The organism is Pasteurella atlantica, from assembly GCF_963693435.1.
GTDB lineage: Bacteria > Pseudomonadota > Gammaproteobacteria > Enterobacterales > Pasteurellaceae > Phocoenobacter > Phocoenobacter atlanticus.
In genome coordinates this window covers 880,624-906,155 of sequence record NZ_OY856306.1, presented here as the reverse complement: position 1 = coordinate 906,155, position 25,532 = coordinate 880,624, and the positions used below count along the sequence as shown (strand labels likewise).

At 33.8% G+C, this 25,532-nt stretch carries 17 protein-coding genes; 10 read left to right on the top strand and 7 right to left on the bottom strand.

Going from position 1 to position 25,532, the window contains the following annotated elements; all coding sequences use genetic code 11:
* The first annotated feature begins 22 nt into the window (after positions 1-22).
* The 4 genes from hrpA to U9966_RS04305 all read left to right on the top strand — a co-directional run bounded on the left by hrpA (position 23) and on the right by U9966_RS04305 (position 9,704).
* The gene (hrpA, locus tag U9966_RS04320) at positions 23-3,976 is read left to right on the top strand and encodes an ATP-dependent RNA helicase HrpA (RefSeq protein ID WP_306347325.1); all 3,954 of its coding nucleotides are present in this window, start codon (positions 23-25) and stop codon (positions 3,974-3,976) included.
* Positions 3,977-4,244: 268 nt separating this feature from the next.
* Complete coding sequence (locus U9966_RS04315) at positions 4,245-8,891, top strand: BapA/Bap/LapF family prefix-like domain-containing protein (protein WP_306347326.1); 4,647 nt, start codon at positions 4,245-4,247, stop codon at positions 8,889-8,891.
* A gap of 191 nt (positions 8,892-9,082) precedes the next feature.
* Positions 9,083-9,385 (top strand): type II toxin-antitoxin system RelE/ParE family toxin, encoded by a 303-nt coding sequence (locus U9966_RS04310; RefSeq protein WP_306347327.1) that lies wholly within the window; start codon positions 9,083-9,085, stop codon positions 9,383-9,385.
* A gap of 1 nt (position 9,386) precedes the next feature.
* Positions 9,387-9,704, top strand: a complete 318-nt coding sequence (locus U9966_RS04305; RefSeq protein ID WP_306347328.1) for a helix-turn-helix domain-containing protein — start codon at positions 9,387-9,389, stop codon at positions 9,702-9,704.
* A gap of 210 nt (positions 9,705-9,914) precedes the next feature.
* Here the strand turns inward: U9966_RS04305 and U9966_RS04300 are convergent, their stop codons facing one another.
* Entirely contained in the window at positions 9,915-11,147 is a 1,233-nt protein-coding gene (locus U9966_RS04300; protein ID WP_306349920.1) for a hypothetical protein, read from the bottom strand.
* 351 nt (positions 11,148-11,498) lie between these two features.
* Here U9966_RS04300 and U9966_RS04295 point away from each other — a divergent pair, with 351 nt between their 5' ends.
* The 3 genes from U9966_RS04295 to U9966_RS04285 all read left to right on the top strand — a co-directional run bounded on the left by U9966_RS04295 (position 11,499) and on the right by U9966_RS04285 (position 14,170).
* Positions 11,499-13,334, top strand: a complete 1,836-nt coding sequence (locus tag U9966_RS04295) for an RHS repeat domain-containing protein (protein ID WP_306354430.1) — start codon at positions 11,499-11,501, stop codon at positions 13,332-13,334.
* Positions 13,335-13,641: 307 nt separating this feature from the next.
* Positions 13,642-13,893: a type II toxin-antitoxin system prevent-host-death family antitoxin gene (locus U9966_RS04290; protein ID WP_306347819.1), complete on the top strand. Its 252-nt coding sequence runs from the start codon at positions 13,642-13,644 to the stop codon at positions 13,891-13,893.
* Positions 13,883-14,170 (top strand): type II toxin-antitoxin system RelE family toxin, encoded by a 288-nt coding sequence (locus tag U9966_RS04285; protein WP_306347820.1) that lies wholly within the window; start codon positions 13,883-13,885, stop codon positions 14,168-14,170. Before U9966_RS04290 ends, U9966_RS04285 begins: the two co-directional genes overlap by 11 nt.
* A 154-nt stretch (positions 14,171-14,324) precedes the next feature.
* Here the strand turns inward: U9966_RS04285 and U9966_RS04280 are convergent, their stop codons facing one another.
* On the bottom strand, positions 14,325-16,013 hold the full coding sequence (locus tag U9966_RS04280) for a hypothetical protein (protein WP_306349428.1): 1,689 nt from the start codon (positions 16,011-16,013) through the stop codon (positions 14,325-14,327).
* Between the two features lie 436 nt (positions 16,014-16,449).
* Here U9966_RS04280 and U9966_RS04275 point away from each other — a divergent pair, with 436 nt between their 5' ends.
* Positions 16,450-17,451 (top strand): hypothetical protein, encoded by a 1,002-nt coding sequence (locus tag U9966_RS04275; RefSeq protein ID WP_306347330.1) that lies wholly within the window; start codon positions 16,450-16,452, stop codon positions 17,449-17,451.
* Between the two features lie 223 nt (positions 17,452-17,674).
* Positions 17,675-18,883 (top strand): IS256 family transposase, encoded by a 1,209-nt coding sequence (locus U9966_RS04270; RefSeq protein ID WP_306347331.1) that lies wholly within the window; start codon positions 17,675-17,677, stop codon positions 18,881-18,883.
* A 51-nt stretch (positions 18,884-18,934) separates the two neighbouring features.
* Here the strand turns inward: U9966_RS04270 and U9966_RS04265 are convergent, their stop codons facing one another.
* From U9966_RS04265 to U9966_RS04255, 3 genes are all read right to left on the bottom strand, one after another.
* On the bottom strand, positions 18,935-20,197 hold the full coding sequence (locus U9966_RS04265) for a type II toxin-antitoxin system HipA family toxin (RefSeq protein WP_306347332.1): 1,263 nt from the start codon (positions 20,195-20,197) through the stop codon (positions 18,935-18,937).
* Positions 20,194-20,502 (bottom strand): helix-turn-helix domain-containing protein, encoded by a 309-nt coding sequence (locus U9966_RS04260; RefSeq protein ID WP_306347333.1) that lies wholly within the window; start codon positions 20,500-20,502, stop codon positions 20,194-20,196. Before U9966_RS04260 ends, U9966_RS04265 begins: the two co-directional genes overlap by 4 nt.
* Positions 20,503-20,766: 264 nt before the next feature.
* Positions 20,767-21,936 (bottom strand): hypothetical protein, encoded by a 1,170-nt coding sequence (locus U9966_RS04255; RefSeq protein ID WP_306347885.1) that lies wholly within the window; start codon positions 21,934-21,936, stop codon positions 20,767-20,769.
* A 691-nt stretch (positions 21,937-22,627) separates the two neighbouring features.
* Between U9966_RS04255 and U9966_RS04250 the strand changes: the two genes are divergently transcribed.
* Complete coding sequence (locus tag U9966_RS04250) at positions 22,628-24,622, top strand: hypothetical protein (protein ID WP_306355451.1); 1,995 nt, start codon at positions 22,628-22,630, stop codon at positions 24,620-24,622.
* Positions 24,623-24,865: 243 nt separating this feature from the next.
* Here the strand turns inward: U9966_RS04250 and U9966_RS04245 are convergent, their stop codons facing one another.
* Both U9966_RS04245 and U9966_RS04240 read right to left on the bottom strand, forming a co-directional pair.
* On the bottom strand, positions 24,866-25,165 hold the full coding sequence (locus U9966_RS04245) for a Txe/YoeB family addiction module toxin (protein WP_306351674.1): 300 nt from the start codon (positions 25,163-25,165) through the stop codon (positions 24,866-24,868).
* A gap of 3 nt (positions 25,166-25,168) precedes the next feature.
* Positions 25,169-25,408, bottom strand: coding sequence for a hypothetical protein (locus U9966_RS04240; RefSeq protein WP_306354361.1), 240 nt, complete (start codon positions 25,406-25,408; stop codon positions 25,169-25,171).
* Positions 25,409-25,532: the final 124 nt, after the last annotated feature.

The following is a 25,532-nucleotide window of genomic DNA, read 5'->3' as shown; positions in this document are numbered from 1 at the left end:
GGAAAAACTACTTTAATTTATTATGAAAAAAAATTTACAACAAAGTCATTTACAACAAAGCCATTTGCAAAAAAACAAAAAAATCCGACCGCTTAGTGATGAACAAAAAGCGTTAATGAAAGAGTTACAAAAAATGACGATTAGTGACAGTCGTCGTTTAAGTGGTCGTATTCGTGGTTTAGCTAATATCCATAAAGAAGACGCAAAACAAGCGGTCACTTCTGAGATAAAAAATGCAATTTCTACAGCACAGGCTTTTTTTAGTCATAAAAAATCATTATTACAAAATTTAAAAATTTCCTACCCTAGTTTACCTGTCAGTAGTCGCCGTGATGAAATCCTAAAAACCATTCAAGAAAATCAAGTCGTGGTTATCGCAGGAGAAACCGGTTCAGGAAAAACAACTCAGCTACCAAAAATGTGTTTGGAATTAGGACGTGGGGTCAAAGGGTTAATCGGTCATACTCAGCCTCGCCGAATTGCAGCACGCTCGGTGGCAAATCGTGTTGCCGAAGAGTTAGAAACAGAATTAGGCGATATTGTTGGTTATAAAGTGCGTTTTAACGATCAAGTAAGCGATAATTCCCTGATTAAATTGATGACGGACGGTATTCTGCTTGCGGAAATTCAAACGGATCGTTACCTTAATCAGTACGATACTTTAATCATCGATGAAGCCCACGAACGTAGTCTGAATAATGATTTTATTTTAGGTTATTTAAAACAAATTCTAAAAAAACGTCCTGATTTAAAAGTGATTATTACCTCTGCGACCATTGACGTTGAGCGTTTTTCAAAGCACTTTAACAATGCACCGATTATTGAGGTGTCAGGTAGAACTTATCCTGTGGAAGTGCGTTATCGTCCTGTGTTGGAAGAAGAGGATCAAGACCAGCTACAAGGTATTTTGAATGCGGTTGATGAACTGCAAGCCGAAGGACGTGGCGATATTTTGATCTTTATGAATGGCGAACGAGAAATTCGTGATACCGCTGACGCACTTGAAAAACAGAATTTGCACTTAACTGAAATTTTGCCCCTTTACGCACGGTTATCGTCTAGCGAACAGCAACGTATTTTTCACCCAAGTAATTTAAACCGCATTATTTTAGCAACCAATGTGGCGGAAACGTCCTTAACCATTCCGAATATCAAATATGTGATTGATACGGGAACGGCTCGCATTTCTCGTTATAGCTATCGCACCAAAGTGCAACGCTTACCGATTGAGCCGATTTCACAAGCGTCCGCCAATCAGCGTAAAGGACGTTGTGGGCGTATTAGTGACGGGATTTGTATCCGTTTATACTCCGAAGACGATTTCAATTCTCGTCCTGAATTTACCGATCCTGAAATTTTACGCACTAACTTAGCGGCGGTTATTTTGCAAATGACTTCGCTTGGTTTAGATGATATTGGGGCATTTCCTTTTGTTGATCCACCCGATTCTCGTAATATCCAAGACGGAATTAAGCTATTAGAAGAATTACAAGCATTCCATTATCGTAAAACTAAGTATGGACAAAAACGTGAACTTACACCTATCGGTCGTCAGCTCGCTCAGTTACCTATCGATCCACGCTTGGCAAGAATGGCTATTGCGGCAAGTCAAAATGGATCGTTACACGAAGTGATGATGATCGTTTCTGCCTTATCGATCCAAGATCCAAGAGAGCGTCCACAAGAGAAACAGCAATCGGCAGACGATAAACATCGCCGTTTTGCCGATAAAGAATCGGATTTTCTCTCTTTTGTGAACCTGTGGCATTTTATCCGTAAAAATCAGAAGGAATTAACTCAAAATAAATTTAGACGCTTATGTCGTCAGGATTATTTGAACTATTTGCGTGTCCGTGAATGGCAGGATATTTATCATCAACTGCGTTTAACGGTGCGTGAATTAAAAATGCCGATCAACAGCGAACCTGCAAATTATGTACAAATTCACACCGCTTTATTGACAGGTTTATTGTCCCATATCGGTATGAAAGAGCCTGAAAAAATGACTTATTTGGGGGCGAGAAATTCCCATTTTTCAATCTTTCCAAGCTCCTCGCTATTCAAAAAGCAACCAAAATGGATTATGGCGTCGGAATTGGTAGAAACCTCAAAATTATGGGGGCGAATGGTCGCAAAAATCGAGCCAGAATGGATTGAGCCGTTAGCCTTGCACCTTATCAAATCCAATTACAGCGAACCCCATTGGGAAAAATCCAAAGGGGCAGTAATTGCCGCTGAAAAAGTCACCCTTTATGGATTGCCGATTGTGGCAAAACGTAATGTCAATTTTGGCGGTATTGATCCTGTTGTTAGCCGTGAGATTTTTATTCGTTCTGCGTTGGTGGAAGGCGAATGGCTGAATAATTACAAATTCTTCAAACAAAATACCCGCTTAGTGCAAGAAGTAGAAGACTTGGAACACAAAACCCGTCGTCGTGATATTTTGGTGGATGAAGAAACCCTGTTTGAATTTTATGATCAGCGTATCGGCACAGAAGTGGTATCGAGCAAGCATTTTGATACGTGGTGGAAAAAAGCCAGCAAAAAAGATCCTGAATTGCTGAATTTTGAAAAGTCCTTTTTGATCAACGAAAATGCCAATAATGTTAGTGAATTAGATTTTCCTAACTTTTGGCATCAAGGCAATCTCAAATTAAAATTAAGCTATCAATTTGAGATAGGTAAAGAAGCAGATGGTGTGACAGTTCATATTCCTCTACCACTATTAAACCAAATTGAACCACAAGGATTTGATTGGCAAATTCCGGGATTACGCCGTGAGCTTGTGATTTCTCTCATTAAATCGCTACCAAAAGCCACTCGCCGTAACTTTGTGCCAGCACCGAATTATACGGAGGCATTTTTAGCAAAAGCCGTGCCTTTTGAAAAGCCTTTGCTTGAAAGTCTAACCTACGAACTGCGTCGAATGACAGGCGTGAGTGTTGATCCTGAACTATGGAATTTAGAGCAACTTCCTGCTCACTTAAAAATAACCTTTAGAGTAATTAATGATAAAGGGAAAAAAATTGCCGAAAGTATGAATTTAGATGAATTAAAATTTATGCTAAAAGATAAAGTACAACGCAGCCTTTCTGCAGTGGCGGATGATCGTATTGAACAAAGTGGCATTCATATTTGGAATTTTGATCAACTTCCACAATTTTATGAGCAAAAGAAACGAGATTTTACCGTCAAAGCCTATCCAGCTATTGTTGATGAAAAAGATGCGGTAGGGATTAAATTGTTTGAAACAGAATACGAGCAACAAGTTGCAATGCAACAAGGTTTACGCCGCTTACTGTTGTTAAACGTACCTTCCCCAATTAAATATTTACACGAAAAACTACCAAATAAAGCTAAACTTGGTTTGTATTTCACGCCTTTTGGTAATGTATTAAGTTTAATTGATGATTGTATTGCCTGTGCAGTGGATAAATTAATCGAAGACTTTGGCGGATTTGTGTGGAATGAAGATGATTTTGATAAACTCAAAGCGTATATTCGTGAAAATCTCAATGAAATGACGGTAGATATTGCCCAACAAGTCGAAAAAATCTTAACCTTAACCTTTGATTTAAACAAACGCTTAAAAGGTAAGTTAGATTTCACAATGGCGTTTGCAATGTCGGACATTAAAAACCAAATCAACCACTTAATTTACCCAAATTTTGTCACGGAAATGGGGTATACCAAACTTGCAAATTTACAACGTTATCTTACCGCTATAGAGAAGCGTTTAGACAAACTTGGTATCGATCCAAACCAAGATCGTGCCAAAATGTTACGTGTCGAACAGGTACAAAATGCTTATCAACAATTACTTGCTAAGTTACCAAAATCAAAAGCCATTCCTAATGAAATTTTAGAAATTCGCTATATGATTGAGGAGTTAAGAGTGAGTTTATTCGCCCAACAGTTAGGTACGCCGTATCCGATTTCAGATAAAAGGATTTTGAATTTGATTAGGGAGTTTTAGCATAAAGATTTTTAAATCAGCTATTAGCGGTTACATTTTAATAAAACTTTGCAAAAAACTTACTCAAATTCTCATTTTGATTATTTTTGGTTACAAAATCGCTTATTTTACAAACAATTTTGTTAAATATTGCACTAGATTGTTATCTTTCGCTTGTTTTTTTTTTTTTTTTTTTACAATGAGTAGTCTTTATTCTATGTTTGGCTTAGTAAATATAATATTTATGGAGAGAAATAGAGCTTTTTATGAATTAATGAGGAAAACTCTTATGAACACAATCAGAAACTTAGGATTAACAAAATACGTTGTTCTTCCATTCAGTAAAGAAAGTATCGCTTCTACCAGTAGAAAGGGCGATGACTTGCTAGTTAAATTACGTAATGGCAAAGAGGTAACAGTTGAAGATTACTTTGATATCCCACGCAATTTACTTTTAAATCCAGAAGAAGGTAAATCAATCTACTTACTTGAAATAGATAATTTCTCAGGCAACATTGTTAACAGTAAAGCACTAACTTACGGCGAAGTATCAGAATTATTAGGTGATGACCTAGCAATGTTAAGCTCACAAACTTCAGAAGATGTATTGTTATCTAACGGTTTATACGTAGATGCAACAAGTGAAGCTGGCGTAGTTGCTGCAGGCGGAGAAGGTACTATCCTTAGTGGTGTTTTATTAGGTTTAGGAGCATTTGGTGCCGCTCTAGGTGTGGCTTCAGCACTTAAACACAAAGATGGTGACGGAGTTGCATACAAACCTGACACAGGTAACGGTAACACAACAACTAATCAAGATGGTACAACAACCGATACCACAAAAACAGATACAACAGGTGATGGTAAATTAGATACCACAACCACAGTAACAAAAGATTCTACAGGTAAAGTAGTTAATACAACAACGACTGTAGATAAAAATAATGATGGTAAACCAGATTCAGTTACAACAACTGTAACAAACAAAGATGGTTCAACCACTACAACAACCAAAACTGACACCAATGGTGACGGTACATTAGATACAACAACTGTAACTACAACTGATTCTACAGGTAAAGTAACTGACGTAACAACAACTGTAGACAAAAATGATGATGGTAAACCAGACTCAGTTACAACAACAGTAACAAACAAAGATGGTTCAACCACTACTACAACTAAAACTGACACCAATGGTGACGGTACGTTAGATACAACAACTGTAACTACAACTGACTCTACAGGTAAAGTAACTGACGTAACAACAACTGTAGACAAAAATGACGATGGTAAACCAGATTCAGTTACAACAACTGTAACTAATCCAGACGGTTCTACTACCACAACAAATAAAACTGACACTAACGGTGACGGTAAATTAGACACTACAACAGTAACTGAGAAAGATCCTAAAGGTGAAACTACAAAAGAAACTGTAACTGTAGATAAAGACGTTGATGGTAACCCAGAAAAAACAACTGAAACAGTGAAAAATGATGATGGTACAACCACCACAACTGTAACAGAAGACAAAGATGACAATGGTAAACCAGATTCAGTTACAACAACTGTAACTAATCCAGATGGTTCTACTACTACAACAAATAAAACTGACACTAACGGTGACGGTAAATTAGACACTACAACAGTAACTGAGAAAGATCCTAAAGGTGAAACTACAAAAGAAACTGTAACTGTAGATAAAGACGTTGATGGTAACCCAGAAAAAACAACTGAAACAGTGAAAAATGATGATGGTACAACCACCACAACTGTAACAGAAGACAAAGATGACAATGGTAAACCAGATTCAGTTACAACAACTGTAACTAACCCAGACGGTTCTACTACTACAACAACTAAAGAAGATACTAACGGTGACGGCATTTTAGATACTGAAACAGTAACTGAAAAAGATCCTAAAGGTAACACTACTAAAGAAACTGTAAAAGTAGATAAAGACGACGATGGTAACCCAGAAAAAACCACTGAAACTGTGAAAAATGACGACGGTTCAACAACGACTACAACCAAAGTTGATGAAAATGACGATGGTAAAGTAGACAGCACAACTGTTGCAGAAGATAAAGACAGTGATGGAAATCCAGAAAAAACAACTGAGTCTAAAGACACAGATGGCGACGGTAAAGATGATACTAAAACAGTAACTGAAGATACCAACGATGATGGAAAAGCAGACAAAGTAACTACAACTGTTGACTTAGATGAAGATGGTAACCCTGAGAAAACGACTGAAACAGTGACTAACGAAGATGGTTCTACTACTGAAACTGTAACTGAAGATACAGATGATGACGGTAAACCAAACAAAGTAACTGAAACAGTAACTAAACCAGACGGTTCAACTGTAACTACAACTAAAGAAGACACTAATGGCGATGGCATTTTAGATACTGAAACAGTAACTGAAAAAGATCCTAAAGGTGAAACTACTAAAGAAACTGTAACAGTAGACGCAGATGACGATGGTAACCCAGAGAAAACTACTGAAACTGTGAAAAATGACGATGGTTCAACTACAACAACAACTAAAGTTGATGAAGATGACGACGGCAAAGTAGACAGCACAACTGTTGCAGAAGACAAAGACAGTGATGGTAACCCAGAAACTACAACAACAGATGCAGATACCGACAAAGATGGTAAAGACGATACTAAGACTGTATCAGAAGATACTAACGATGACGGAACAGCTGACAAAGTAACAGAAACTGTTGACTTAGATGAAGACGGTACACCAGAAAAAATTACTGAAACAGTAACAAATCCAGATGGTTCTACTAAAGAAACTGTAACTGAAGATACAGATGATAACGGTAAACCAAACAAAGTAACTGAAACAGTAACTCAACCAGATGGTTCAACTGTAACAACAACTAAAGTTGATACTAATGATGATGACATTTTAGATACTGAAACAGTAACTGAAAAAGATCCTGAAGGTAACACAACGAAAGAAACTGTAACAGTAGACGCAGATGACGATGGTAACCCTGAAAAAGTCACTGAATCTGTGAAAAATGATGACGGTTCAACAACTACTACAACCAAAGTTGATGCAAATGACGATGGTACGTTAGAAAGTACAACTGTTGCTCAAGATAAAGACAGTGATGGCATCCCAGAAACTGCAACAACAACATCTAAAGATAAAGATGGTAACGATGTAGTAGCGGTAATGACTGATGCTGATGACGATGGTTTAAATCTTGAAACTGTAATTACTACTACAGATAAAGACGGTAATGTTGTATCAACAGTCACTGAACTAGACAAGGATGGAGACGGCACGCCAGAGCTTATAACGACTAAAAAAGATACTGACGGTGACGGCAAAGACGACACAATTACAGTATCAGAAGATATTAACGATGATGGTACCATTGATAAGGTCACCATAACTGTTGATATGAATGAAGACGGTAAACCAGAAAAAGTCACTGAAATAGTGAAAAATGCGGATGGCTCTACTATTACCACAACTCAAGAAGATACAAATGGTAATGGGACGTTAGAAACTAAATCTATTGCAGAAGATAAAGACAGTGATGGAAATCCTGAAAAAACAGTCACAACTATTGAAGACTCAAAAGGTAGAGTTAAGTCTGCAGAAACAACGACAGACCAAGATAGTGATGGACATCCTGAAGAAATAATCACTGTTAAAACTGCTTTTGATGTAAAATCAGGTGTAAACCCTAAAACGACCACTACTGTGGAAAGAGATTCTAATGATGATGGAGAATTAGACAAAACCATTGATGTTACTCATGTTAGTCGAGCTGGGTTTGTAACGACAGAAAAAGGAGAAGTTCTTTATCGTGCAGCAGACGGTTCAAAAGCTATCAAGTATACCAATGACGAAAATAATGAGGTCAGAACAGAGGTTGTAGATAAAAACGGTCACACCACAAGAATTGAAACTGATTATCAGGGTGATGGAAAAATTGATAGTATTACTACAATTGAGCATGATGAAGAAAATCATCAAGTAAAATATCTCCATGATAGTAATGGTAACGGAACAATCGATAAGGATGAAGTTATTGAGGTTTATACTATGGATGAGAATAACGAATACAGAGTTAGTAGAGTTCGTAGTATTGGAACCGAAGAGAATATCAACCAGATAAATGAGTTTACTAATGGTGAATTATGGAATTTACGCACCTATGACTATAATAACGATGGTCAGAAAGATTGGTATAACTTCTCACTTTATAATGAAAAAGGACAATTTGTAGAGCAACGTAGAGGAAAATACTACGACGGACTTGAAGATATTACGGATATTAAAGATGTGGTGGGAACGGATACTATTTCAGTAACAGGTAATACATATGAATATAATGATGAAGGACGTATGTCTGTTCGTTCTAATTATGCATCTGTTAAAGATATAGCTACTGATAAAGTATCTATTGAGCATTTTTATGAGTATGATAATTCAACAGGTCTATTTATAAAAGAAACCGTATATAATGGGCATATAGAAGATAATAAGGTATCAGCTATATCGCATTATGAATACAATAACTCTGAAGAAAAAGTTGCCCGCTATTATGATAATCTCACGGATGGTGAAAATATAGATTACGTAAATATCTATGGAAATCATACAGTATCTGAATCAGAAAAATTTGATATATCTGGAGTGAAAAATATCCTCTTCAATAAAGAGGATGTAACACTCACTATCACTGATGACACACTAGATAAAATTGCCAATGATGAAAATAGTCATAAAGTGATTGTAAAAAGCTGGGTTTCAGGTGATGAATTAAGATTAGAGGGTAACTTCACCAAAACCACTGAAACAGAATCTCACAGCGGTCAAGACTATGTGAAATACACGGACGAGGCTGGCAATGCAATCATTGTAGACCCAGATATCTCTGTCGCTATTGTGTCATAATATTGAATCAACTTCACCTTAAACAAGCGGTAAGATGTTTAGAATATTTTGCAAGTTTGTTTGAGGTTGAATAAGACATTGAAAAACCTGTATTGTTTTTGGCAATATAGGTTTTTTGTTTAACTTATACAGATTTTAGTATGGTATCTAAAAAGATTTGTTTTAATACGGATAACCAGTATAATATAAGTATGAAAACAGTAATTGAATTACCTACCTTTATTAAAACATCTCGCCAAATATGGAGTGATGATGAAATTGATGAGCTCATTAATTATATTGCAATTAATTATGAGGACGGTGATGTGGTTCCACAAAGTGGAGGATTTAGAAAACTACGCTGGGCGAGTAAACATTCTGGCAAGCGTGGGGGTAATCGTGTTATTTATTATAATTCATCTGAATTTGAGGTAACACTTGTATACGCATATAGTAAAAATAAGCAAGAGAATACGACTGCCAAACAATTAAAATATCTTAAAAATGAGGTTTAAAATGGATATTAATAATTTAAATATTGATAGTGTTGTGAAAGCGTGTGAGTTAGATGCAGGACAGTCATTACCAGAGCTTGCAAATGCTTTACAGGAAATGAACGAGGGAAAAGGTGTGAAACATTCCCCTGAAAGCATTTTATTAAAGAGCACTCGTACTAAGCTAACAATGACACAAAATGAGTTTGCTAAATTAATCAGAACACCTATTGGTACTTTACGAGATTGGGAACAAGGTAGAGTCGAACCATCTGGCGTTGCAGTGACCCTTGCAGGGCTTTTAAATAAACATCCTAGTTTGGTTAGAGAAATGTTGTAAATTTAACCGTCAACTTATTTTAGAATGGTATTTTATAGAACATAAACAAAACCTGTATTGTTTTTAGCAATACAGGTTTTTTGAAGATAGGATTCAAGAATAATCTTAAACCCTATTTTTAGAGCTTACACAGTTTATGGAATTCTGTCATTTGGGTGCGTTGCACTTCAAATTTGAATTCTTCATATTGACTATCTATTTAAAGTTTACTTAAATAACATCGATATCAGGTTCAACAATCACAGTCAGTCCTGAGTCATCCGCATATTTAATATAATTTTTACCTTCATAAATTTCTTTTTCACCTGTTTTTATAAAGCTATCACCTAAATCCAAAGTACTATGTTCTCTCGATGTTTTAATAACTAACTTATCTGCTCCATTATTAGTAATGATATTAGTTAATGTCTCATCTGAAATAGTTAATAGATTATTATTTACATCTGAAATCTGGATTTCCTTAACAGTAGCATATTCATCTTGGTAATCTAATGTTAGTGATCTTTGAACAAAAATTTTATCAATAGAACCATCTACATTATCGTCTCTTACATCCATTATTTTACTTGATTTTTCATCATTATATTTATGATAGTCTATGTAAGAACGATTAGCAGATTCATATTGACTAGAAACATGAATATGCTCATCATAATTGTATGTTAGAGAATAATCTTTAGCATCGTTTTGTTTATGATCATAAATAAATTTAACTTTATGCTCCATGTCGTCATAAATATTAATATAGTAACGAAGATCATTGATATCATTAGATTTGATCAAATGTCCATCCTCATTATTATACAGATAGTTCAGATCTTCAATTACTGCACCATCTTTTTTCGATATTTTTGAAACTTTTTTCCCATCCTCAAATATTTGTTCTACTGAGATCTCATTACCATTAGTGTAACTTAAATCATATGATTTTATGAGACCATCTTCAACAATATTATTAGTTTGCACATGATCCCATTTATCATGATTTATATAATCATGCTTTTCAGTTTTTACATCACCTTCAGGAGTATAAGTATAGGTGATTGTTAGATCCCTCTCTTCTCCTACATTATCAATAGATTTTGTTTTAACCATACCATCTTCATATGTATAAGTAGTAACAATCTCTTGTTTAAGACCAGAAAGATCATTATGTTCATAAGTTATAGATTTAGATACATTATCATCGCCATCAATAGTATCAATACGATCTTGAACAAGTTTGCCATTACCATATTTATCTATTTTATAAGTAATAGTTTTCGTACCATCATCATTATATGAAATAGTCGCATTCTCTATAGTAGTTGCTCGAGATTGACCATCATCCTGAGTAAAAATAATATTATCTTGAATTACTTTTTTAAATGTTTCTGGATTACCATCTCCATCCGTATCATTTTCAGTGACTGTTGATACAGCGGAGAAGAGTATGTAACACATTGATTTAAATGCATTTTATTTAAATTTTAAAATTAACTGTAAGTCCCTTTTTTCTCTAAGATGACACTATCTTTGGGAAAATAGTCGTATTAAAAATAAATGAAAAAATACTTAGATTTAAAGAAATAATCAGTATAAATTTAAATATCAAACGCCCTATCATTAGAATATCTCATCCAAATGGATGATTATCTAAATCATTAAAATCCATAAATGACACTAAAAGAATAAAAATTCTACGTATTATTGTTTTTAAAACTCCTTTAAAAAAGTATGTTTTTTACACAAAAATGTACAGCCTACATATTTTAATACTGCAATTAAACAAAACTTAAAAACATAGTTAAATCAATGTGTTACAACCTATCCTCCGCTGTATCAACAGTCACTGAAAACGATGCAGATGCAGACGGTACTCCTGAAGTGATAAAAACCGAGTTAGATACGGATGGAGATGGTAAAGTTGATACCGTCACAGTCGCTAAGGATTTGGATGACGATGGAACTGTTGATATCAGTAGAACTACTGTTGATATGGATGGCAACGATACACCTGAAAAAGTAATTGTGACCACAAAAGATGCTATTACAGGTGAAATTGTTGAAACCACCTACATTGATAAAAACCAAGACGGTAAACCTGAAAGAACCATTGTTTCAGTCGATAAAGACCATGATGGAACCTTTGAAACCGTGACTGAATCTACCACTGAAAGAGATGGAACCAAAATCACTAAAGAGTTTATTAACACAGATGATGAAGGTGCATTGGATGAAGTGGTTGTCACCATTGAACATCCAAACAAAACAGTGACAACAGAAACAGGTAAAATCACTGAAGGTAAAGATGGCAATCTAGTAATCGACTATGACGTAGATAAATACTCGAATGGAAAAGCCATCAGCGGTAGAACCGATACGTTAGATAAAGACGGTAATGTGCTTAAATCAGAATACGATGTGAATAATGATGGTACAACAGACAGCATTACTACACGTGAGTTTGATAAACTCGGTAATAACACTGTTGAAAACATTGATAAAAATGCCAATGGAAAACCTGATGTTATTAAGACTAACAAATTCGATGAGCATGGTAATGCTGTTGAAACAGACATTGATTTAGATGCGGATGGAAAAACAGACCAAATCATTACTCGTGAGTTTGATGAAAAAGGTAATGCGACTAAAGCATCAACAGACCTTGATGCTGATGGTACTCCTGATAAATCTTCTACTTATGAATTTAACGACAAAAATCAGCTCATAAAATCAAATAGTGATAAAAACAATGATGGTAAAGTTGATAGTACATCAGAGTATGAATATGATATTTATGGTAACTTAATTAAAGCATACGATGATAATAATGCTGATGGGATCATAGATAGTGTTAAAACTTATGAACCAAATGATAAGGGTAAAACTATTAAAAAAGACTTTGATAATGATAATGATAATATTACTGATGAAGTCAGATATTATGAATATAATGATAAAGGTCTGCTTATTAAAAGAGAGTTTGACACAGATAATGATGGAGAAATAAATAAATCTGAAATCAGAGAATACAATGACAAAAATCAGCTTATTAAAAGACTGTATGACAAGACTAATGATGGAGAAATAGATAGTAATGAATCATTTGAATACAATGATAAAGGTCAAGTTATCAAAATATCTTTTGATAAAGATAATGATGGAGAAATAGATAGCTATCATATCAGAGAGTTCAATGATAAAGGACAACTCATTAAAAAAGAGTATGATAAAGATAATGATGGTACATTTGATGCCGTATATAATCGAAACTATGATGATTTTGGTAATTTAAGTCAAGAGTCTAGAGACACTAATAATGATGGATATGCTGACAAGTTATATTTTTATGAAAATATAGAAAACGTTGAACCAGAGTATTTGTCTGGTCTTAAAAATATCTACATTCACAAAGATAATCTTTCAGTTACAATTTCTGATAATGTACTAGATGAAATCGCTAATGATAACAATAGCCATAAAGTAATTGTAAATAGCTCAAAATCAGGTGATAAGCTACACCTAGACGGCAACTTCACCAAAACAGCAGAAACAGAATCTCACAGTGGTCAAGATTATGTGAAGTACACAGATGAGGCTGGAAATGCGTTGATCGTAGACCCTGATATCACGGTAGATATTATCTAGTTTGGTAACATCATATTCACCTTAAACAAGCGGTAAGATTTTTCTTAAAATTTGCAAGTTTGTTTGAGGTTGAATAAGAAAATTAAAAACCTGTATTGCCTATGTTATTTTAGGCAATACAGGTTTTAACTTATGTAGAGATAGAATACCCCCTATCTCTATTTGAATACTACATCCAAAATCTGTGTTATTTATGATAAGTAGCACAGATTTTTTATATCAACCAATACAGTTAAAAAAATAGTAATTTAATTTATTTAGTACTATAATAAGCCCTAAATTAAATGCTTTATTAAGGTCTTATATTATGATGAAAGTATTAGCTGAAAATTCAGCCAGCATTTCTGAATTAAAAAAGAATCCTACCGCTTTATTAAATGAAGCGGAAGGTACCGCAATTGCAATTTTAAATCACAATAAACCGACAGCTTATTTGGTGCCTACTGAAATGTATGAGTTTTTAATGGATATTTTTGATGAGTATGAATTATCTCAGATAGTAGATAAACGTAGAGCAGAATTATCCACTGCGATAACGGTAGATATTGATGAGCTATAGTTTAAAGTTTTTACCAATTGCATTAAAAGAATGGAAAAAGACGCCTCCCAATATTCAAGCACAATTTAAACAAAAATTACGGGAACGTCTTGAAAATCCACATGTTCCATCCGCAAAGTTAAGTGGTTATCGTGCAGTTTATAAGATTAAACTGAGAACGGTGGGCTATCGTCTTGTTTATGAAGTAATTGATAATGAGCTTGTTGTTTATGTTTTAGCTGTTGGACGACGAGATAAAAATGCGGTGTATCAGAATTTAAAATCAAGGGTTGATTAGCCTTTGGTGGATTGTTTTTTTTGAGAATATTTGAGACATAAAAAACCTGTATTGCCAAAACAATACAGGTTTTTATTTTCTTATTCAACCTCAAACAAAGTTGCAAAATATTCTAAACATCTTACCGCTTGTTTAAGGTGAAGTTGATTCAATATTATGACACAACAGCGACAGAGATATCTGGGTCTACAATCAATGCATTACCAGCCTCATCTGTGTATTTCACATAGTCTTGACCACCGTGGCTTTCGGTTTCAGTGGTTTTGGTGAAGTTACCCTCTAATCTTAATTCATCACCTGATTTCGAGCTACTTATAACTACTTTATGACTATTTACATCATTAGCAATTTTATCTAGTGTGTCATCGGTGATAGTGAGTGTTACATCCTCTTTATTGAAGTAGATATTTTTCATTCCAGATATATCAAATTTTTCCGACTCAGATACTGTATGATTTCCATAGACATTTATTTGATCTACATTCTCACCATCTTGGAGATTATCATAATAACGAGCAACTTTCTGTTCAGAGTTATTATATTCATAATGCGATATAGTTGATACCTTATTATCTTCTATATGCCCATTATATACGGTTTCTTTTGTAAGTAGATCTGTTGAATTATCATACTCATAAAAATGCTCACTAGATACTTTATCAGTAGCTATATCTTTAACAGATGCATAATTAGAACGAACAGACATACGTCCTTCATCATTATATTCATATGTATTACCACTTACTGAAATAGTATCCGTTCCTACCACATCTTTAATATCCGTAATATCTTCAAGTCCGTCGTAGTATTTTCCTCTACGTTGCTCTACAAATTGTCCTTTTTCATTATAAAGTGAGAAGTTATACCAATCTTTTTGACCATCGTTATTATAGTCATAGGTGTATAAATTCCATAACTTGCCATAAGTAAACTCATTTATCTGGTTGATATTCTCTTCGGTTCCAATACTACGAACTCTACCGATTTCGTATTCGTTATTCTCATCCATAGTATAAACCTCAATAACTTCATCCTTATCGATTGTACTGTTACCATTACTATCATGGAGATATTTTACTTGATGATTCTCTTCATCACGCTCAATTGTAGTAATACTATCAATTTTTCCATCACCCTGATAATCAGTTTCAATTCTTATGGTGCGACCATTTTCATCTACAACCTCTGTTCTGACCTCATTATTTTTGTCATTGGTATACTTGATAGCTTTTGAACCATCTGCTGCACGATAAAGAACTTCTCCTTTTTCTGTCGTTACAAACCCAGCTCGACTAACATGAGTAACATCAATGATTTTGTCTAATTCTCCATCATCATTAGTATCTCTTTCCACAGTAGTGGTTGTTTTAGGGTTTATACCTGACTTTGGACTAAAAGAAGTTTTAACAGTGATTATTTCTTCAGGATGTCCATCACTATCTTGGTCTGTGGCGGTTTCTGTAGACGTAATTCTGCCTTTTGAGTCTTCAATAGTTGTGACTGTTTTTTCAGGATTTCCATCACTGTCTTTATCTTCTGCAATAGATTTAGTTTCTAACGTCCCATTACCATTTGTATCTTCTTGCGTTGTGGTAGTGGTAGAGCCATCCGCATTTTTCACTATTTCAGTGACTTTTTCAGGTTTACCGTCTTCATTCATATCAACAGTTGTGGTGACCTTATCAATGGTACCATCATCGTTAATATCTTCTGATACTGTAATTGTGTCGTCTTTGCCGTCACCATCAGTATCTTTTTTAGTCGTTATAAGCTCTGGCGTGCCATCTCCATCCTTGTCTAGTTCAGTGACTGTTGATACAGCGGAGAAGAGCATGTAACGCATTGATTTAAATGCATTTTATTTAAATTTTAAAATTAACTGTAAGTTCCTTTTTTCTCTATAAAATGACACTGTTTTGAGAAAATAGTTGTGGTAAAAAATAAATGAAGAAGTACTTATATTTACATAAATAATTAGTATAAATTTAAATATCAAACGCCCTATCATTAAAATATTTCATCCAAATACTGATTATCTAAAAAATTAAAATCCATAAACGACATTAAAATAGTAAAAATTTTATTTTTCATTAATCAAGAAAATCCCTTTAAAAAGGATGTTTTTTGCACAAACATATCCAACCTACACATTTTAATACCACTATTACACAAAACTTTAAAACATAATCAAATCAATGGGTTAGGGCGTCTTCTCCGCTGTATCAACAGTCACTGAACTAGATAAGGATGGGGACGGTATTGCAGACACCACAACTGAGATGGCTACTATATTAGATGATGGTGGAAATGACACTATAAAAACTAAAATTTTTACAGACATGGATGATAATGGAGAACAAGACTCTGTAGTGGTGACTATTCAAAAACCTAATGGTGGACGATTAACAACAGAAGCAGGAACAATCATTAATAATTCTGATGGAACGCAAACTATTAAATTTGAAATTGATAAATATTCTGATGGTAAGGTAATTATGTATCGTACTGATACAATAGATGGTTCTGGTAATACTATTAAATCAGAAGAAAGAGACTATCCTTTACAGGCAGATCGTGATATTTATTATACTTATGATAGTAGTCATAAAGTGATCAAAAGTGAGTATGATAAGAATCTTGATGGTAATATTGAGCATACTCATTACCTAAAATATGATGGTAACCGTCAAATAGGCGTTGATGTTGATACTAATGGTGATACCAAAAGTAATTATACTGAAAGCTATCAATATAATGATAAGGGAGAATTGATCAAGGCTTTTATTGATTTGGGAGGGAATGGTTCGATTAATCAAATTCATAGTTATGTATATGAAAAAGGTGAAAGAGTTCAAATAAATTATGATCTCGATGCTAATGATACGGTAGATAAAATGGAGTTCTATAAATATAATGATATAGGCAAACTCACCTATATGAAACAGGATATTGGTGCTGATGGAAGCATAGATAAATTGTGGTTTTATGATGAAATTAAAGTACCAACTGGTAGTGATCTTACTAATATTAATGAATTAATTATTAATAGACCTGATATTTCAGTAACTATTTCTGATCATATATTAGATCAAATTGTTAGTAATAATACGCATAAAGTAGTTGTGAGTAGCCATTCGACAAAAGATGGGCTGAACTTAGAAGGCAGCTTCACCAAAACCACTGAAACCGAAAGCCACGGTGGGCAAGACTTTGTAAAATATACTGATGAGGCTGGAAATGCGTTGATCGTCGATCCAGATATCACAGTAGATATTATCTAGTTTTATAACATAAAATTCACCTTAAACAAGCGGTAAGATTTTTCCAAAAATTTGCAAGTTTGTTTGAGGTTGAATAAGAAAATGAAAAACCTGTATTGCCTATGTTATTTTAGGCAATACAGGTTTTAACTTATGTAGTTTGAGGTATAGTGTAATAATTGAGACTATAAAAATAACTGTGTATCTGCTTTAATATACAAAAAACATTAAGGTGGATACCAATATGAAAAAAGCAAATTTAACCAACCAAATCGATGCACTACTTGAGCAACTAGATTCACAAGAAGATATCGCAAATGCAACTCAGCTATTGCATAAACGTTTCTTTGAGAAATCACTCAATACTGAATTAGATGCACATCTAGGCTATCAAAAGAATGGTACTCGTAAAGGAAGTAACGCTAGAAATGGCGTTACAACCAAAACAGTATATTCTGAAGAGGGTAAGTTTTCTATCGATACTCCACGTGATAGAGAGGGAACTTTTGAGCCTGAAATCATTAAAAAACGACAAACTAGAGTACCGACACTAGACTCAAAAATTATCTATTTATATTCACAAGGAATGAGTACCCGTGAAATCACTGAAACCGTGTCAGACCTGTATGGGACTGAAGTCTCACCTACACTGGTATCACGTGTGACAGATGCACTATTAGATGATGTTATAGAGTGGCAATCTCGCCCGCTTGATGATGTCTATCCTATTGTTTATTTGGACTGCATCGTTGTTAAAGTCCGTCAAGATAAACGTGTGATTAATAAGGCAATTTACCTTGCCTTAGGCATTAATATGCAAGGACAAAAGGAGCTTTTAGGCTTGTGGATGTCTGAAAATGAAGGGGCTAAATTTTGGTTAGGGGTGCTGACTGAATTACAAAATCGAGGCGTGAAGGATATTCTTATTGCTTGTATAGATGGTTTAACGGGCTTTCCTGATGCGATAAATACCGTTTATCCAAAAACCAAAATCCAGCTTTGTATTGTTCATATGGTGCGTAATTCTATGAAATATGTGCCTTATAAGGATTATAAAGCAGTTGCTCGAGATTTAAAGAAAATTTATCAATCTGTGACAGAAGATGAAGCCTTGCAGGAATTAGAGAATTTTGCGAATACTTATGATGATAAATATCCGCAAATATCACGGTCTTGGTATAAACACTGGGATAAGCTGAATACCTTGTTTAACTACCCTGAAGATATAAGAAAAGCCATTTATACGACGAATGCTATTGAGTCTGTAAATAGTGTTATTCGCAAAGTCATCAATAAGAGAAAATTATTCCCAACGGATGACTCTGCGAAAAAAGTCGTTTATCTGGCTATTCAAAATGCCTCTAAAAAATGGACAATGCCAATTAGGGACTGGAAATTAGCACTCAATAAGTTTATGATTGAGTTTGATGATCGCTTAGCTGATTATCTTTAACTAACTTTAATAAAGTGCAGTTACACAGTTTAGGAGACAGTCTCTAATAATTTATTTTATGATAGAAAAATCCTTGTGCAAGCTTTTCCAATGTTGTTGTAATATTTGTTTATGAGAGTCAAGCATTGGTAACTCTTTTAATGCTGTATGCCACTGTATACGCGCTTTATCTAATGTATCTATCAAATGAGGTTTGATTGCTCGCCAAGGAATATCTGCTTTTTTTGACCAATATTCAAAATGAGAGAAATTTACATCATACCAGTATTTAGTCCTACCCAAATTAAGTGCAAAACTTTTTTCATTCTCTATATAGGCTCTTGTCATCACAATATCGTAAGCAGGAGATAGTCTCGGCGTATATTTATTATCATACAGTAAACTCCAGTTCTTTAAATGAGCATCACCATTCGCTAATAAAATATTCACTAACAAACGCCGTGCAAATTGCTGCACATCCGCTAAACCATTACCTGAATACTGATAGAGTACTCTGCCAATTTGTTCATAATTGGCTCCCTGATATTTTTCGTGTGGGTATTTAACGAGAATTTGAGCAAAATCTTCACTGTGAATACGCTTGTCATTATTCCTATCAAAACGTTTAATCATATAAGCAAATTCTTCATCAGGTAAATTAATTGAGGGTAAATTATTAAGTTTTCCGAGTTGAATAAGGCGAACCTCTGGAATATCTATACCAGTTAAGGTGGCTAATTTCATCGTTGAATATTCATTTTGTGGAACAGCCTGATGTTGTATTGAGGGCGTTTTTATAATCCAATCACCACCTTGCTTACCTGAGTGAGTAACAGTATATCGACCGTTAATCTCTTGCATAGAAAATTTCATCTGTACACCAGCGAGGGAAAAACGTTTCTCTAATGTTGTATCCATAGTTGGTGAAATTTGGCAATGCTCACATTGAGAAAGGATATAAGGCGGGACTTCATCAGGATGTAATGGTGTTGCAATTAATGCTCCGGGTAAATCCTGACCCAAGTGGGAGAATAGCATAAACTCATTATCTAGATGAATTTTTAGCGAATGAGAAATTAAACTACGCAATGCTCCTTCTGGTAATAAATTCGAAAACAATGGATGCAATCTTTGATGTTGTTTCCATTGTGTCGAAAGTAACTTACTTGCATTAGGAAAATTGGGATGGGTAATTAAACTGAGAGTAGGACGTTGCTCATTGTGATAAAATACAGGATCGAATATCAGTATATTTTTACCACTTTGAAAACCGATTAAATAACCAACCAATTGATTATGCAGTGATAATTTTAAAAAACCGATGATCTTATTCATTCATCCTCTCCTAATAAATTTTTCCAAGGGTTGTTAATAACATCATCCATTTTTTGTTGAGAAGATGGGATGTCTGCTTCATTATTTAAAATTGCTTTTACTAAAGGTAATTTTTCGTTAGAAATTAACATCAATTCACATTCTAATCCTTCTGCAATCAGTTCTAGAGTATCTAAGCGAGGATTACCTTTTGATTCTAAACGTTGATATTGTTGTCGTGTAATCCCTGCACGTAAAAGCATATCTTTTTGTCGTAAATTTAGTTGAAGACGACGATTTTTGATTTGTGTTAATAGATTATCCATAGTATATATTTAGTTACCCTCTAAATAAGAAACATATTAATTTCTTTTTTATAAATTAGCAACCAATATGTTTCTTTTTAAGATTAAATTAAATGGCTTGATTAACAAACAGAATATGATTTGAGCTAAAGCAGAAACGAGTTGGTGAGTAAAAAAACCTGTATTGCCAAAACAATACAGGTTTTAATTTTTTTATTCAACCCTAAATAAAGTTGCAAAATATTCTAAACATCTTACCGCTTGTTTAAGGCGAATAGTAATTATCTAGACGATATTAACTGTAATATCTGGATCTACAATTAATGCATTTCCAGCCTCATCAGTATATACTCCCGCTCCAGTCTTAGTAAAGTTACCTTCTAAACTAACACTTGCTGAATCAGCATGAGTCGAATAGTATTTATTATAAATATACAATTTATGACCAGAATTATTAGATATTGAGTCTAATGCTTCTTCAGAAATTGTGAGAACATCATCAGTCTGAATCCATAGTTTACTTAATCCTTTAAATACTTCATCCTTAGGTAATGAGAAATCTTCATATGTAAATAGCCAGTCATAGTGCCCATCAACTTCAGCTAAATCTCTACCGATATATGATAGTTCGTGAGCACTATTATAAAAACGCTCTTGTTCCGAGTGCATCGTAAAAGTAGAATCTTCATTACTCGCATCTCTCTTTATCATTGTTACATTTTTAGTATTTTGATCAAATTGATTATATTCAAAGTTATTAATAGCTATAGTATCACTAGATAATATATTATTTTCAACTTTAATCGTACGTCCTTGTTCATCATATTCCTTTTTAACAATATTTGTATGAGTCTCTTCACCATTTTCATTAAGAGAATAATGATTTCTCACTACATATTGATTATGGTCATTATATTCATATTTTGTTAACTTTTCAGGTTGTGCATCACCATCCAAATCTTCATACATCTTAACGGTACGTCCTTTGGAATCCACTTCATAGCTTACAATCTTATTAGGTTGTCCATCACCATCAGTATCAGTAATCGCTTTAGTAACATAATTGTTAGCATCATATTCAAAAGTTTCGACTTTTTCTGGTTTCCCATCATTATTATTATCACTAGATACTGTTTTAATATTTTCACTACCCTCATAATAGGTATAAGTTTTTGATGATTCTGGCACCCCATTATTATCTTTATCATAAAATACTTTATGCAATGTGCCATCATCATTATATACATACATTTCAGATGAAACATCACCTCCTACGGTTTTCGTTTTTTTATAAAGCTCACCATCTTTATATTCATAAGAGATTAATTCTTCAGGAACACCATCTACATTAAGATCAATATATTCCTGTTTAATAGTACCATCATCATTGTATTCATAACTTATTTTTTTATCCTGTGTTCCATCATCATAAAAATCAAATGAAGAATCTAGCACTTCTCCTTTACCATCACGAGTTATTCTATCAGTACGTCCTGAAATACCTTTTCCATCATCAAATTTATCTACGTCAAACTTAACCGTGATTATACCTTCTTCACTAGATAAAACTGTACCTTTCTCAACAGTAGTTTGATTATGCTTATCAACAATAGTGTTGGTTATTGTGTCAGGCGTTCCATCATCATCAGTATCTTCAAGTACCGTTACTATATCAATATTTTTTCCATTTTCATCAGTATCTGTCTTCTTGATAGTTGTGGTGTCTGCAATACCGTCTCCATCCTTGTCTAGTTCAGTGACTGTTGATACAGCGGAGGACAGGTTGTAACATATTGATTTAATTGCATTTTATTTAAAGCTTAAAATTAACTGTAAGTCCCTTTTCTCTCTCTAAAATGACACTATTTTGGGAGAATAATCGTATTAAAAATAAATGGAAAAAATACTTAGATTTGAAGAAATAATCCGTATAAATTTAAATATCAAACTCCCTATCATTAAAATATTTCATCCAAATGGATGATTATCTAAAAAATTCAAATTCATAAACGACACTAAAAGAATAAAAATTCTGATTTTTATTAATCAAGAAAACGCCTTTAAAAGGATATTTTTTACACAAAAATGTACAGCCTACATATTTTAATACTGCAATTAAACAAAACTTAAAAACATAGTTAAATCAATGTGTTACAACCTATCCTCCGCTGTATCAACAGTCACTGAAAACGACGCAGATGCAGACGGTACTCCTGAGGTGATAAAAACTGAGTTAGATACAGATGGAGATGGTAAAGTTGATACTGTCACAGTTGCTAAAGATTTGGATGACGATGGTACTGTTGATATCAGCAGAACTACTGTTGATATGGATGGCAACGATACACCTGAAAAAGTAATTGTGACCACAAAAGATGCCATTACAGGCGAAATTGTTGAAACAACTTACATTGATGAAAACCAAGATGGTAAACCTGACAGAACCATTATTTCAGTCGATAAAGACCATGATGGAACCTTTGAAACCGTGACTGAATCTATCACAGAAAGAGATGGCACCAAAATCACTAAAGAATTTGTAAATACTGATGATGAAGGTGCACTTGATGAAGTGGTTGTAACTATTGAACATCCAAACAAAACAGTGACGACAGAAACAGGTAAAATCACTGAAAATGAAGATGGTAATATGGTCATCGACTATGACGTAGATAAATACTCGAATGGAAAAGCTATCAGTGGTAGAACCGATACGTTAGATAAAGACGGTAATGTGCTTAAATCAGAATACGATGTGAATAATGATGGTACAACGGACAGTATCACTACACGTGAGTTTGATAAACTCGGTAATAACACGGTTGAAAACATTGATAAAAATGCAGACGGTAAACCTGAAGTCATTAACACTAACAAATTCGATGAGCAGGGTAATGCTGTTGAAACAGACATTGACTTAGATGCTGATGGAAAAGTAGATCAAATCATTACTCGTGAATTTGATGAAAAAGGCAATGCGACTAAAGTATCAACAGACCTTGATGCAGATGGTACAGTTGACCGCTCTACCATCAATGAGTTTAATGCTAAAAATCAGCTAACTAAAGCGAGTATCGATAAAGACAATGATGGTAAAATAGATAGTGCCACTGAAAATGAGTATGATATTTATGGTAATTTAGTTATGATTAAAAGGGACAGAGAACATAATGGGGTATCTGATCAAACTATCTATAGAAACTATGATGATAAGGGGTTATTACAGCAACAAATCATAGATGATGATAGTAATGGCACATATGATCGTTTATATACTTATGAATATAACGATAAAGGAAATATGGAAAAAGTCACTTTTGATAGAGGTATAGATGGTTTAATTGATAAAGTTGTTACTAAGGAGTATGACGATAAGAATTTACTGATAAAAGAATCTATTGATAGAGGAGGTGATGGTATAATTGATTCCATACACACCTATAAATATAATGTTAAAGGGCAAAGAATAGAAAATGTTTATGATAAAGATGCAGATGGTACAGCTGATGTTATATATACTTATGAATATAACAGGTCTGGTCAAAATGATATAATACACATAGATAGGGCTGGAGATGGTACAATTGAGGAAATACAATATAAAGAATATAATTCTAAGGGGATCATATCCAAACGAAGTTACGATGTAGACAATGATGGTTCAATAGATAAAATTGAATTTTATGAGTATAATCAATATACTCAACAAAGTAAAATTAGTTATGATACAAATGGAGATGGTGTTTTAGATAAAATAGAATTCAAATCATATGATGGTGAAATACAAAATACATTAGCAAGAGATCTAAAGGCTGATGGAACTATCGACCAATTATTTGTGTATACTGATGTTGAGACTCCTATTCAGGAAAGCTTTATAGGACTTCAAAATATCTACTTCCAAAAAGATAATATTTCAATCACCATCTCCGATGATGTACTAGACAAAATTGCCAATGATGATAATAGTCATAAAGTGATTGTAAATAGTAAAAAGTCTGGTGATCAACTACATCTAGACGGAAACTTCACCAAAACCGCTGAAACAGAATCTCATAGCGGTCAAGACTATGTGAAGTATACTGATGAAGCTGGAAATGCGTTGATCGTCGATCCCGATATCACGGTAGATATTATCTAATTTGATAACAGCAAGTTAAACTTAAACAAGCGGTAAGATTTTTCTAAAAATTTGCAACTTTGTTTGAGGTTGAATTAGACAATAAAAAACCTGTATTGTTTTTAGCAATACAGGTTTTTAATCATCTCAAATTTTTGAATACTAATTATAGCAATAGCATTATAATTTGACATAACAATTCCTCCTCTCTCATTACGAAATAATCTAAAACAAAGTGGCACAGAATTATTTTATTATGCCACTTTATACTATCTTTGCTATATATTTAGAATTGCTACTGTAATGCCCAAATGCTGTCAGTAAAATCACAATAGTTTTATCTTCTAAAATTTCGTAAACAAGTCGGTGTTCTCGGTCAATCCTGCGAGAATATATTTCACGAGTACTATAGTATTTTAAACGTTCGGGCTTTCCTATGCCTGTACGTGGATTTTGTTTTGTATCAATAAGTAAATTATCTATTTTTCGTAGTAATTTCTTATTGGTTTTTTCTATTTTATCTAAATCAGCATTAAATTTATCCGTTACTTTTAGCTGATACATATTTTAACTCCGCAGACGAGTAAATAGTTCATCTTCACTTATATTCAATATTGGCGATTGCAATGCCTTATCAATATGAGCATAAAAATCAGCATCATAATTATCGGTTGAACCATTGTTTAAATAACTTTTCATTAGTTCTCGAAGAACCACGCTGACAGGGATATCCTGACTTTGGCACTTTGATGCAAAGCTATTCCGCAATTGCTCATCCACTCTAAAATGCATTCCTACTTTACTCATTTTTTCTCTCACTTTATATTAAAATAGATTAAATTGTGTATCACAGTTGTATCATATATCTATAATTTATTTATGTCAAATTCACAATAAATCTAGCCACTAAAATTCTCTGTTTTACCTAGGT

Bases quoted from the DNA above. Each gene is read 5' to 3' on its own strand.
- U9966_RS04245 (WP_306351674.1), bottom strand. From the start codon at position 25,165: ATGTATCAGCTAAAAGTAACGGATAAATTTAATGCTGATTTAGATAAA.
- U9966_RS04280 (WP_306349428.1), bottom strand. From the start codon at position 16,013: ATGCGTTACATGCTCTTCTCCGCTGTATCAACAGTCACTGAACTAGAC.
- U9966_RS04305 (WP_306347328.1), top strand. From the start codon at position 9,387: ATGGATATTAATAATTTAAATATTGATAGTGTTGTGAAAGCGTGTGAG.
- U9966_RS04290 (WP_306347819.1), top strand. From the start codon at position 13,642: ATGATGAAAGTATTAGCTGAAAATTCAGCCAGCATTTCTGAATTAAAA.
- U9966_RS04295 (WP_306354430.1), top strand. From the start codon at position 11,499: ATGTGTTACAACCTATCCTCCGCTGTATCAACAGTCACTGAAAACGAT.
- U9966_RS04240 (WP_306354361.1), bottom strand. From the start codon at position 25,408: ATGAGTAAAGTAGGAATGCATTTTAGAGTGGATGAGCAATTGCGGAAT.
- hrpA (WP_306347325.1), top strand. From the start codon at position 23: ATGAAAAAAAATTTACAACAAAGTCATTTACAACAAAGCCATTTGCAA.
- U9966_RS04310 (WP_306347327.1), top strand. From the start codon at position 9,083: ATGAAAACAGTAATTGAATTACCTACCTTTATTAAAACATCTCGCCAA.
- U9966_RS04300 (WP_306349920.1), bottom strand. From the start codon at position 11,147: ATGTGTTACATACTCTTCTCCGCTGTATCAACAGTCACTGAAAATGAT.
- U9966_RS04270 (WP_306347331.1), top strand. From the start codon at position 17,675: ATGAAAAAAGCAAATTTAACCAACCAAATCGATGCACTACTTGAGCAA.
- U9966_RS04275 (WP_306347330.1), top strand. From the start codon at position 16,450: ATGGCTACTATATTAGATGATGGTGGAAATGACACTATAAAAACTAAA.
- U9966_RS04260 (WP_306347333.1), bottom strand. From the start codon at position 20,502: ATGGATAATCTATTAACACAAATCAAAAATCGTCGTCTTCAACTAAAT.
- U9966_RS04285 (WP_306347820.1), top strand. From the start codon at position 13,883: ATGAGCTATAGTTTAAAGTTTTTACCAATTGCATTAAAAGAATGGAAA.
- U9966_RS04265 (WP_306347332.1), bottom strand. From the start codon at position 20,197: ATGAATAAGATCATCGGTTTTTTAAAATTATCACTGCATAATCAATTG.
- U9966_RS04250 (WP_306355451.1), top strand. From the start codon at position 22,628: ATGTGTTACAACCTATCCTCCGCTGTATCAACAGTCACTGAAAACGAC.
- U9966_RS04315 (WP_306347326.1), top strand. From the start codon at position 4,245: ATGAACACAATCAGAAACTTAGGATTAACAAAATACGTTGTTCTTCCA.